9 protein-coding genes and 1 tRNA gene are annotated in these 12,623 nt (G+C 46.3%); 5 read left to right on the top strand and 5 right to left on the bottom strand.

The features are described 5' to 3' along the window. Positions 1–22 precede the first annotated feature (22 nt). From AC0T7J_RS15035 to AC0T7J_RS15015, 5 genes are all read left to right on the top strand, one after another. Entirely contained in the window at positions 23–1,003 is a 981-nt protein-coding gene (locus tag AC0T7J_RS15035) for an AAA family ATPase (protein WP_473795192.1), read from the top strand. A gap of 9 nt (positions 1,004–1,012) precedes the next feature. After that, complete coding sequence (locus tag AC0T7J_RS15030; protein ID WP_473795190.1) at positions 1,013–3,400, top strand: S8 family peptidase; 2,388 nt, start codon at positions 1,013–1,015, stop codon at positions 3,398–3,400. A gap of 9 nt (positions 3,401–3,409) precedes the next feature. Further along, positions 3,410–5,011: a site-specific DNA-methyltransferase gene (locus tag AC0T7J_RS15025; RefSeq protein WP_473795188.1), complete on the top strand. Its 1,602-nt coding sequence runs from the start codon at positions 3,410–3,412 to the stop codon at positions 5,009–5,011. Between the two features lie 2 nt (positions 5,012–5,013). Next, on the top strand, positions 5,014–7,884 hold the full coding sequence (locus AC0T7J_RS15020) for a DEAD/DEAH box helicase family protein (protein WP_473795186.1): 2,871 nt from the start codon (positions 5,014–5,016) through the stop codon (positions 7,882–7,884). Between the two features lie 84 nt (positions 7,885–7,968). Continuing rightward, positions 7,969–8,475, top strand: coding sequence for a hypothetical protein (locus AC0T7J_RS15015; RefSeq protein ID WP_473795184.1), 507 nt, complete (start codon positions 7,969–7,971; stop codon positions 8,473–8,475). A gap of 181 nt (positions 8,476–8,656) precedes the next feature. Here the strand turns inward: AC0T7J_RS15015 and AC0T7J_RS15010 are convergent, their stop codons facing one another. From AC0T7J_RS15010 to AC0T7J_RS14990, 5 genes are all read right to left on the bottom strand, one after another. Next, positions 8,657–9,919, bottom strand: a complete 1,263-nt coding sequence (locus tag AC0T7J_RS15010) for a tyrosine-type recombinase/integrase (protein ID WP_473795242.1) — start codon at positions 9,917–9,919, stop codon at positions 8,657–8,659. Between the two features lie 198 nt (positions 9,920–10,117). After that, positions 10,118–10,202: transfer RNA gene (locus AC0T7J_RS15005), tRNA-Leu, on the bottom strand. A 210-nt stretch (positions 10,203–10,412) separates the two neighbouring features. Next, complete coding sequence (locus AC0T7J_RS15000) at positions 10,413–11,444, bottom strand: DUF1176 domain-containing protein (RefSeq protein ID WP_473795241.1); 1,032 nt, start codon at positions 11,442–11,444, stop codon at positions 10,413–10,415. 149 nt (positions 11,445–11,593) lie between these two features. Next, on the bottom strand, positions 11,594–11,980 hold the full coding sequence (locus AC0T7J_RS14995; protein ID WP_473795182.1) for a hypothetical protein: 387 nt from the start codon (positions 11,978–11,980) through the stop codon (positions 11,594–11,596). Positions 11,981–12,009: 29 nt separating this feature from the next. Then, entirely contained in the window at positions 12,010–12,471 is a 462-nt protein-coding gene (locus AC0T7J_RS14990) for a hypothetical protein (RefSeq protein WP_473795180.1), read from the bottom strand. Positions 12,472–12,623 lie beyond the last annotated feature (152 nt).

Here is a 12,623-nt window from a genome sequence, read left to right as displayed (position 1 = left end):
TTTGTTGTTTCAGGAGTCAATAATGGCTAACGGTAAAGTATTAAGACAGCTGATAAAAGCGGGCGCGACGGGCGACACTGCTACGTTCCGTCGCGTTTCAGAAGCCATTATTGATGAGGAACGTCAGAAACAGCACCATCTTCTGGCTAACGATCTGGAGCATATTCTTTATGGCGATCACATTGTTCAGGCTTCGCGTTCAACTACGTTGCCTCCGGCACCGGTAGACAAAGAAAGGGGGCTGCCACTGTTGGATCTACGGCAGCCGCAGCGCAGCCTCGATGAAATGATCCTTCCAGCTACCAGTGCTACAGTGATCGATGAGCTCCTTGAAGAGCACCGGCGTAGCGATGTATTGCATAGCTATGGGATGAAAGCAGCCAGTAAAATCATGTTTTTCGGGCCACCAGGCTGCGGTAAAACGCTGGCAGCGGAGGTCATTGCCTTTGAGCTGGACATGCCGCTGGCAATTGTCCGCCTTGATGTATTGGTATCCTCATTTCTGGGTGAAACAGCCGCAAATCTGCGTAAAATTTTTGATTTTATTGCCCAACATCCGCTGGTGGTCTTGTTCGATGAATTTGATGCAATAGGTAAAGAACGCGGCGACAGCGGAGAACACGGCGAATTACGCAGGGTCGTCAATGCTGTACTGCAAATGATGGATGCTTATCAGGGCAAAAGTCTGATTCTGGCGGCCACCAACCATGAACATATTTTGGACGGCGCCATTTGGCGTCGTTTCGATGAAGTGATTGAATTTCCTCTGCCAGATCAGACGCAGTTACGCGAGTTGCTGGCGTTAAAGCTACGCGGCATTCGCCGACAGTTTGAACTGGACGATAATGAGTTGTTATCCTTGCTTCATGGCAAAAGTGGTGCAGATATCGAACGCATCGTTCGCCGAGCCACTAAACACATGATCCTGCGTCATCAGGAATTCCTGACGCTGAAAGATTTAAAAAACGCGATGCAGCGAGAGAACGCCAGAACTCACCGATAAGGGACTGCCATGACGGCGAATTATCAGCATCTAAATATTTTCAAAGCCCCTCTTCAGAACGACCGACGGACCCGCAGAGTCAATATGCCTCGTATTCGCAGAGGCGATTTACGTCAGCATGGGCAAATGTTATTGAACCAGCTCCAGACTCTGCGCCCGATGTTGACGCAGGTACCAGGCAGCGCCGATGATGGTCGATATATACTCAAACTGAACTACAGCGGCACGATGAATTTTTCGGCATTGATACATCATGGCGTAGAGTTTGTCAGTCAGGAAAATAAACAAGTTTGCGTAGTCTTTAGTGACGAGCAAGGGCTGGCTACATTTGCAGAACATCTGTCATCCCTCGGTCTAGGTAATACAGAATTAACCTACAAGCAGATCCTGGAGGCGCTTGACGGTATTGAGGGCTGGTCGGCGGAAGATCGCAAAAGCTGGGCTCTTCGGCGTTATGGTTTTCCTGTAGCGGAACGCTTTAAACTGGATGTGGAACTCTGGCCTATCGAAGTTGCACATCATCCCAAACGTATCGATATATATACACGTTTTGAGCATTGGTTACGTGAGCAGGGGATTTCCAGACAAGATAAAGTCAATCTGGACAGTCTGTTAATGTATCGGGTCGAAGTTTCGCTAGCACAAGCAGAACACCTGTTAGCCCATCGGGACGTCAGGTTTATTGATTTGCCACTGTCTAGCGGCATTAGCTATCAACAAATTAACCGGGACATAAATACACTTCCAGCGCGTCTGAGTTCGCCTGTGGAAAATGCGACCAGGATATGTATTTTGGATAGCGGTATTAATACCAATCATCCGTTATTAAGCGCTGCCATTGCCGAAAGCGCCAGCTTTATTCCCGATCAGGATGTGTTTGATGAACATGGACATGGCACGGCTGTTGCCAGTATTGCGCTGTATGGCGATGTTGAGGCTTGTAACCAGAGCAATTTCTGGCAGCCTCAACTATGGCTGTATAACGGAAAAGTCCTGAACGAGCAGGCTGAATTCAATACCGAAACTATTGAAGCTACGCTTGCAGCTGCTGTTGCATATTTTACCGATCTCGGCTGCCGCATTTTTAACCTGTCATTGGGAAACGCTAATGCACCCTACGACGGTAAACATATCCGCGGTATAGCGTATTTATTAGATACGTTGTCAAGACAGTACAATGTACTCTTTGTCGTTTCTGCAGGGAATTTTGCAGGTAGTTATGAACCGCCTGTGCCGCAAAATAGCTGGCGGGATGAGTATCCTGATTACCTACTTCATGAGGCAAGCGTTATCATCGATCCTGCTCCTGCACTAAATGTACTGACAGTGGGCAGCATCGCCAGGCATAACGCAACGCACGATGCACAACTAAGGCCTGAGGATATTCAGCATCTCTGCCCGGCAACAGAAAACCAACCTTCACCTTTTACCCGGCATGGTCCATCTGTAAAAGGTGCGTTTAAACCCGACGTCATGGCGCATGGTGGTAGTGTCGCTTCGAATGTACGGCAAGGGCAATGGCAGGCGCATATGCGTGGTTTGGGCGTATTAAGCTGCCATCACCAGTTTCAGGGCACAACTCTGTTTAAAGAACTCAGTGGTACCAGCTTTGCCGCACCATATATTACGCATCTGGCAGGACGCCTGTTAAATGAATACCCGGATATGTCCGCCAGTATGTTACGGGCAATGCTGGTTAATCATGCATCAGTCCCTCAGGCAATGACGCAGGCTTTCCCGCAGACGATGCGAGACAGTTATAAAAACGCGCCCACAACAAGATACCGCGAGATTGAGCGTGAGGTAACGGGTTACGGCATCGTTGATGAAGATGCTTTATACCGCTCTTCAGAAAATGTGGTGGTCATGCGGTGCGAAGAGCAGATAGAAAATAACGCCCACCAGTTTTTTGAGCTACCCTTCCCTGCTTCTTTTTTAAGATCACAGCGGGCTACTCGTGAGATCCGCGTTACCCTTGCTTACTCGCCCGCTGTGCGTACCACCCGACTGGACTATACCGCCACGCGGATCAGCTTCCGGCTGGTTAATGGTCGCTCGCTGGATGAGGTGCAGGCCAGTTTTAATCACCAGACCCAGAGTGAAACGGAAACCCGCTCCGATGATGCCCAAACAAGCCGGGTTGTATCTGCTCAACAGCGGGAACGCGGTACGGTACAATCATCAGTATGGACTTTCCGTCAGCGTAACCCGAATGAAAAATGGTTTATCGTTGTAACCCGTCAGGATAGAGATTGGGGCGAAGCATTCAGCAGCGAGCAGGAGCCTTACGCACTGGTAGTGACCGCGACCGATCGTGATAACGAACAGGCTCAGCTTTATACACAAATTCAGGCGCAGATCCGTGAACAGGAACGCGCGCGAGCACGTATTGGATAAAAATAGATTATGTCAACGAAGCAAAAACTAGAACTTAACTGGATTGGTAAACATAAGCGTCCTCGTCTGGAACCGCGTATTTTGCTTGAAGATAAGGCGTTGTCTTATGGTGATGTGGATAGTGAAAATCTGCTAATTCATGGTGATAACCTGCTGGCGCTGAAAGCTTTGGAACAAAAGTATGCAGGGAAGGTGAAGTGTATATTTATCGACCCTCCTTATAATACTGGAAGTGCTTTCTCTCATTATGATGATGGGATAGAACATTCTCTTTGGCTAACGTTGATGCGTGACCGATTAGAGTTGTTATATACATTACTTGCTTATGATGGTTCATTATGGATCTCCATTGATGATAATGAATCTCATTATTTGAAAGTCATGTGCGATGAAGTTTTTGGCCGTAATAATTTTGTATCAAATGTTATTTGGCAAAAAAAATATGCACCTCAGAATGATGCAAAATGGTTATCTGACTCCCATGATCATATTTTAGTATATGCAAAAAATAAGCAATCATGGCGCCCTTACCCTCTTCCAAGAACTAAGGAAATGGATGAAAAATATAAAAATCCAGATAATGATCCTCGTGGATCATGGATGTCGGATAATCTTTCAGCGAAAACTTATTCCGCAAAGTTAGATTATACCATTACAACTCCAGGTGGACGAAAAGTTAACCCACCCGAAAGTAGATCTTGGGTATATTCGAAAGATAAACTTGAAGATTTAATTAAAGATAATCGTATTTGGTTCGGTGAAAAAGGGACCAATATACCACGAATAAAACGCTTTCTATCAGAAGTGAAACAGGGTTCCGTATGTAAGACTATTTGGCTGAGAGATGAAGTAGGGGATAATCAGGATTCCAAAAGAGAGATAAAAGCCTTTTTTAAAACGGATTCATTTTCTACTCCAAAGCCAGAAAGACTTATTGAGCGTATTTTACAGCTTGCAACTAAGAGTGGTGACTTAGTTCTTGATTCTTTCGCAGGTTCAGGCACAACTGGTGCAGTCGCTCACAAAATGGATCGCCGTTGGATCATGATTGAGCTAGGCGAACACTGTAATACCCATATTGTACCTCGCCTTAAAAAAGTAATTAATGGAGAAGATCTAGGCGGTATTTCTAAATCTGTTAACTGGCAAGGTGGTGGCGGATTCCGCTACTTCCATTTAGCCCCTTCATTACTGAAAAAAGATAACTGGGGCAATTGGGTGATCAACAAAGAATACAACGCTGAAATGCTGGCAGAAGCCATGTGTAAGCATATGAATTTCACCTACGCACCAAGCCAGACTCAATACTGGAATCATGGTTACAGTACAGAAACTGATTACATCTACGTCACTACCGGTTCTTTGGCTTATGAACAACTCAAAGTTATAAGTGAAGAGGTGGGAACTGAACGCACATTGTTGATCTGCTGCAAAGCCTTTATGACCGAAGGGGCAGACTTTCCTAATCTGACATTGGTAAAAATTCCGCGCGCCATTCTGAGTAAATGCGAATGGGATCAGGACGACTATAGCTTTACGCTAAATGTACTCTCTGATTCAGAACAACCTGATGATATTGACTACGACGAAAATACTGAAGGCGAAGAATAATTATGAGCCAAAGCAACGCCATAAAAATTGCCAATCGGATTAGTGCACGACTGTCACTGCGCGATCCGCAGGATGAATCATTACGCATCTTATGCGATGTGCTCGAACAGTTCGGTCTCAGCAAAGATCCCGATCTTAATCGTTGGATTGAATTGCTACGTCAACAGTATCCCACAGTCAAAGGGTTTGAACGAGCCTTCCCTTCACTATGCTTTGCACTGGCTACGGGTGTAGGTAAAACTCGCTTAATGGGAGCGATGATTGCCTGGCTATACCTCACCGGACGCAGTCGCCACTTTTTCGTACTAGCTCCTAACTTGACCATCTATGAAAAACTTAAAATGGATTTTTTACCCGGCTCACCAAAGTATGTTTTTCAGGGCATTCCTGAACTGGCACAAACACCACCGGTACTAATTACTGGTGATGACTATCAGGAAGGGCGAGGCGTTCGTCTGGATTATGCGATTGCTGAAAGCAAAACGGGTGATCTTTTTGGCAGCGAAACCGCTCCGCATATTAATATCTTCAATATTTCCAAAATCAACGCATTGGAAAATGCCAAAGGTGCTGCTAAATCCAAGGTTGCCAAAATTCGACGTATTCAGGAATATGTCGGAGAATCTTATTTTAGCTATCTTGCAAACCTGCCAGATTTAGTTGTTTTGATGGATGAAGCCCACCGTTACTACGCTAGTGCGGGCGCACAAGCACTTAACGATCTTAATCCAGTATTGGGTATTGAATTAACCGCCACACCGAAAACCGTAGGTGCAAACCCGCGTGATTTTAAAAATATTATTTATCACTATCCTCTTTCACGGGCACTAAAAGATGGATACGTCAAAATTCCAGCTGTTGCTACTCGTAAAGACTTCCGCGCCGCAAATTACTCTGAAGAACAGCTGGAAAAAATAAAGCTGGAAGACGGAATCCACCATCATGAGTACGTGAAAACGGAACTGACCAGCTTCGCTAATAATACCGGAAATAAACTAGTTAAACCTTTTATGTTGGTCGTTGCGCAAGATACCGATCATGCAGACAGGTTAAAAGTACGCATTGAACACGACGATTTCTTCAATGGTGCATACAAAGGTAAAGCTATTACCGTTCACTCTAACCAGTCGGGCGAAGAATCAGAAGAAACCATGCAACGACTTTTGGCCGTTGAGCATGACAATGACACTGAAATCGTCATTCATGTCAACAAATTAAAAGAAGGATGGGATGTTACCAATCTGTACACTATCGTTCCCTTACGTGCTTCTGCCTCTGAAATCCTGACTGAGCAGACCATAGGCCGAGGACTGCGCCTGCCCTACGGCAAAAGAACCGGCGTCGAAGCCGTCGATCGCCTAACGATTATTGCCCATGACCGTTTTCAGGAGATTATCGATCATGCCAATAACGATGAGTCGATTATCAAGAAAGTTCTGTATATCGGGCTGGATGATGATGAAAACGGTATTCCAGAAATAAAACCCCAGCAAATTATCGTACCATCAATGGCTGAATTCCTGTTGGGGAATCAAGTCATTGATAATATTGGGTTGCAGGCTTGTGAACCTCAAGCAATATATCAGACAAACTCCATATCAAAACCGGTACTCACTACGGAAACAGAACGTAAAGTCGCAGAACTCACGTTTAAAGTGGTGTCAGAAGAAGCTAAACGGTTAACTAGCAGCCAGCAACTCAGCACGCCAGAGGTGAAAGCAAACGTAACTCGACGAGTACAACAAGCCTTGCGTGAATGGGAAGTGACTCAACATCAAATCTCATCTTCTTCGGATCAACTCGATTTGACGGAAATGATTGAAGAGCAAGTTGAACAACCAAGTTTCCTTTCAATGGAGGATACGGAAGTTCAGGAGTTGGTCGGGACGATCACCGAAAAACTGATGGAATATACTATCGATATTCCTCGAATCGTGGTTTTGCCAGAACGTGAAGTCAATTACGGGTTTAATGATTTCAACCTTTCCGGATTGGATCGCATTGCGCTCAAACCCGGCAGTAAAGAGCTCTTACTCACGCATCTGGAAAATAACGAACAGCGGACAATCAGTTGGCAGGAAGGTGGAGAAGCGGAAGAGCGGCTAGAAAACTATCTCATTCGTTATCTGCTCGACCATGATGAAATTGATTACGACGAACATGCCGACATGCTTTACAAACTGGCCGGACAGATGGTGAACCATTTGTGCAGTTATCAGCCGGAGGAAGATGCAGAATCCGTTCTGAAAAATGCAGGTAGGCAGTTGGCAGAATTTATATGGGTGCAAATCAAACAAAATATGTGGACAACACCAACTGGCTATACCGGGCGCATAACTCAGGGCTTTGACGTGATACACCCGGCAACATTCAATTTTGCCGGAAACGAAAAACCAAGAGACTTCCGTGTAGCTATTCCGGGTGGAGAAAAAAATAAAGTCCGCCAGATGATTTTCACTGGCTTTACTAAATGCTGTTATCCTTACCAGAAATTCGACTCTGTAGATGGGGAGCTTCGTCTTGCACAAATACTGGAGAATGATCCTTCAGTAATTCGTTGGATGAAACCTCGTCCAGGTCAGTTCCGTATCGAATATGCTAATGGTAGAAATTATGAACCTGATTTCGTTGTTGAAATGGACAATGGCTATTGCCTGATCGAACCGAAAAAAGCGACAGAAATCGACACGCCTGAAGTTCAGGCCAAAACACGAGCAGCTATCCGTTGGTGCGAATTTGCAAATCAAAATGCTGATAAACTTAATGGAAAATCGTGGCAATATGCTCTTATCCCCCATGATGAAATTGAGTTAAGCCGTTCAATTTCTGGACTAATGGCTGATTTTATGATGACAAATAGTTTATCTGTATAATAACTATTTTGGAATAATGATGAGAACCATCCTTAGGCGGTTTAATACCGTCTAAGAATGGTTTAACATAAAAAAAGATAAAAAATGAATCTAGAAAATGAGTTTCCTAAAAGGCAGAATATTTATAAAGGCATGTGGTATTTAATCACTAACACCAAACGGTTTTTATTATCCGCAGCCGAAAACTCAATGGCATTTGAGCTTGAGAAAGAAGAGTATCAACGGAAGCTCAAACAAGGAAATTACAGTCTTGATCCAAAAAATCATACCTACTCTCATCCCCAGAGGCTAAAAGAATTACGAACTTTGTTACTCAAGACAACAGTCTATATTTTTAGCATCATCATTTTAATAGCAGGAATTGGTTTTTATACAGGAGCATTAAAAATAACACCCCATCTATCATGGAAAAATAGCGCTAGCGCTTTAGGTATTATTTTAATTTCATGGTCTACATTATTTCAATTAGGCTGGGGAAATGGCACATGGAGTGGAACGTGCTTGGATGAATTGGTAAGAAATTCTCTTTTTCGTCATATTTTTAGCATTGGTGTATTTTTAAGTTTATTATATTTCGTTCTGCCAGAATGACTATCTCACCTCCTCCCTACTAAATCTGTGGCTTATTCATAATAAGCTTGAAGGGAGCAGATGTTCCGACAAAGGGCAACAATGATCATTATCCCTTACAATAGATCCATTTTTGGCAGAATTAAGGCGGCACTTCACGCCGCCGCCCATGATCAGCGCCATTCAACAATTTGAATTATAATCACGTTTTATTATTGGTTTTCCCAAAATCAAAAGGACTAACCCCCTTCTCCCGATTCGCATCCAGATAATCTGCCCACCACTGCAGCATCAACCTACGTTCTCCCAGATGCTCCGCCTTATGGATATAAGCCGCCCGAACAGAGTTACGTTCCTGATGGCTCATCTGCCGCTCTACCGCATCTCTAGACCACAGCCCCGACTCAATCAACGAACTACACGCCATCGTCCTGAAACCATGTCCACAGACTTCCGTTTTTGTGTCATAGCCCATCACTCGAAGAGCCTTGTTCACCGTATTCTCACTCATCGGCTTATGGGGATCGTGATCGCCTACGAAAATCAGCTCTCGATTCCCATTCATGCTTTTGATCTTTTCCAGAATGGCTAAGGCTTGCCGCGACAAAGGAACAAGATGAGGAGTCTTCATCTTCGAACCACGCTGAGAATGCTTAACACCTTCCAGCGGTTCACGCTCACCTGGAATCGTCCACATGGCAGTATCAAAATCTACTTCAGACCAGCGAGCAAAACGCAGTTCACTCGAACGAATGAAGACCAACAAAGTGAGTTCAACAGCTAATCGGGTTAAGGGTCTGCCGGAGTAGTGATCAATGCGGTGAAGTAATTCGGGAATACGTTCAAGATCCAGAGCAGCACGATGCTGTCTTTTCGCCGTAGCAACCGCACCAGCAATCTCTTGCGCGGGGTTGTAGTCGATTAAACCACTCTGCACAGCAAAGCGCATAATCGCGGTAGTTCGCTGCTGTAAACGGGCGGCGACTTCAAGACGCCCGGATGACTCAACGGCTTTGATGGGTACAAGCAGATCCCGTGTCTTCAATTCAGCAATGTTTCGCTTACCGATGGCAGCAAAGAGGTTATCTTGCAGGCTTTTCAATACACGAGCGCTATGTGATGCAGACCACTTCTGATTGCTGGCGTGCCAGTCTCTGGCGACCACTTCAAACGTTATCGCTTCTTGCTCTTGCTCTACCTTAATAACTTTCTTATTTTCACTGGGATCAACGCCGTTAGCTAAGAGCTTACGAGCTTCGTCACGACGAGCCCTGGCATCAGCCAGCGACATTTCAGGGTATTTCCCTAAAGCCAGCATCTTTTCTTTACCGCCAAAACGATAACGCAGCCGCCAGTATTTTGAGCCATTCGGGTGAACCAGCAAAACCATACCGTCGCCGTCAGTAAGTTTATAGGCTTTTGCTTCAGGCTTAGCCGAACGAACCTTCACATCACTCAGAGCGATGATGAGTATCCTTTCAAGGGTTCTGTGTGGGTACAAACATTATCGAACCGCGATATACCCGCAGTTGTACCCGCATCAGTAAGTTGATGTAGATTGAATCAGGTTGACTTAGGTTGAGTGAAAAAGCGAGGAAAGCCTTGCGGATACTGGATTTCAGGCACAAAAAAAGACGTCCGTTGACGTCTATTGATGTTCCGATGGTGCCGAAGGCCGGAATCGAACCGGCACGCCTCGCGGCGGTTGATTTTGAATCAACTGCGTCTACCGATTTCGCCACTTCGGCACTGAAGGGTATGCGGAAAACGTTGAGGATTATACCGTTACCCCCTGTTTCCGCAACCCTTATCCGCAGGCAGAGGTGCAACTGCTGAAAAAATCGTCTTTTGGGTTCTTAGGGACACTGCGTGACATCCTTGTCAGAAATTCTTCGCTTACTTCTTCCGCTGCAAATCACTCACGTCAGCCATCATGTTTCACTGGCATAACAAAAGCTTTAACCCGAAACAGGCTTCACATCCGTTACCAGCGTCTGCAGATCCCAGGTGCCGCCAGCATGGATATAACGGCACATACCGGTCCCGCCGTCATAGCTTTTGCGAAAAACCTTGCCGTCCCATACCCAGCTTTCCTGGCTCATGCAGTCTCCGATACCCCGGCCTTTCTGCACATTGGTAATCTCGCCCTTATCGTAATCCGATCCGGAAATGGTCACCAATTCAGGCTTGCCTTTCAGCTGGTTATCAATGACCCAGTAACCATATCCTTCGTTATAAGCAGCTCGCCAGCAGAGTGCTGAAAGCAAAGCGTGTGTGTCATCCAGTGGCGTAAGCGTGAGTCCGTCAGTTTCCGGATCGCTGTTTTCTGCAGGTGAATACAGGCTGTCGCACGTGTCATCGTCATTGTGATTGACCGTTGCAAGCAGTCGGGTTTTCAGCGCGTCGATTTCTGGTGCGGTCAGCAAACGGGGTTCGCCGCTGAGGGTTTTTGCCGCCTGAATAACCGGTGCGGGCACGGCCTTAGCCACGTTGCTCTCCGGCTTATTGCCTTTTTTAGTGAGCGCGCCGGGTGTGCCGATACGGCCCTGCACGTCGTCCGCTTTCAGCAGCACGGCATAAGCGCCCTCGCCAGAAAGCTGGAATGGCTTTGTGCCGCCTTTAAATTCGACTTTACCGCTGCCTTTGACGGCGCTGATTACCGCAGAGGTCTGGCTGGTCGAAAGCCGCCAGTTATCGTCAGCCGCCACCAGATCGCCTGCTGATTTTCCGTTGATCCACAGCGTCAGCTTTTGCGCCGGCGCGCTATCATCTTCGGTATCACCCAGCGTAACTTCTCCCACTGTCTCCGTTCCAGGTCCAGCGGCACGGGTGAGCAGGATCGAGCCAGACGGATCCTCTTCTTTGGCATAACCTGCAATGCGGCAGGTCAGGGTGTTATCACAGACAACTTCCCAGTCTTTGTGCTCAAGCGTTTTTCCGCTCTGGGCGGCCTGAGCCGACAGGGAGAACGCCGCCAGCGCGAAAAGCATTGGTTTACAGTTCACTTTATTCCCTTATGTTTTATTTCTGATATCAGCACAGGTATCACTCTTTCACCATCGGTGTGAGGGAACCCAAAGCCATTGTTAATCGCCGCCAGGCTTTGAAAAAAGGCTACGCCCCGTCCTGGGCGATGCGCCTATCGGGTAACTCTCTCTTTTTTGTTAAGCGCTTCAACCAGCACGCTATGCAGCTGGCCGACAGAGAGATCGCGGATGACAGGCTCAGGAATACCGCGCAGTCGTCTGCAAAGATAAACAATGCCAAAAAAATCGATGCCTTCACTATGGAAAAGATATTCGTTTTCTTTCAGAGAGAACGCCTTCCTGAAACCACCTTCGTCTGCAGAAAAGCTCACGCCGAAAACTTTTTCGGCCTCCTCCAGCAATTCAACACCATCATCGCCGGTAATCCCCAGATCCTTTTCCAGCCAGGTATTTTCATCGATTATTTCACGTCTGCATCCTGCAAAATCGCGGACAAAAGCGATAACGTCCGCCATTGAGGGTTCCATATCATTGCTCATGCTAAAGCCCTCCGCGCTATCCTGTCATTTTACAGTCGTCCTAAGGTCATTTCCTGCACCTCAGCCGCTGGATTAGCCTCTTTCACGGCGGCAAGAAAACCGGCAAAATCCCGATTAAAAAGGGTGTAGTTGTTCAGGACCCGGAACTCCCTTTCGGTGCTATAAGACCCGGTGACATAACGAACCAGCCATACCCGGCGACTGCTGACTTCAGTTCCGGAAACTTTTATCCTGATAATATTTTCCAGCGGAACTTTGCAAAGCGTTTCGCCGTCACGCTGCTGATACAGGAAGTCGCTGTCATAGTAATAATCTTCCGTGTTCATGCCCAATTTTTTCAATATCGGAGTGTTAGCCGATATCTTTTTCATCTCGCCAGGAGAAGGAGGGAGCCCTTTTTTAAAGGGCAAAGGCTTGAAGCAATACCAGATGAGCAAAATGAAGAAAGCTAACGACAGCAGTGAGAAAATAAAATAAACAAACTGATGCATTTAAATGACCCGACCTGTTCGGATAGCTCCTGATTATATCGAAGAAGATATGACGCCGTTATTCGTTTTTAACGCCCTGAGCAGAGCCTTTGCCAGCAGCTGCAGAGGCGAACCAGCCGCCTGCATCGGCAAGCGCTGGCCCCACTTCAGAC

The organism is Pantoea sp. E956-1, from assembly GCF_982223955.1.
This window is presented reverse-complemented; position numbering and strand designations above follow the sequence as displayed.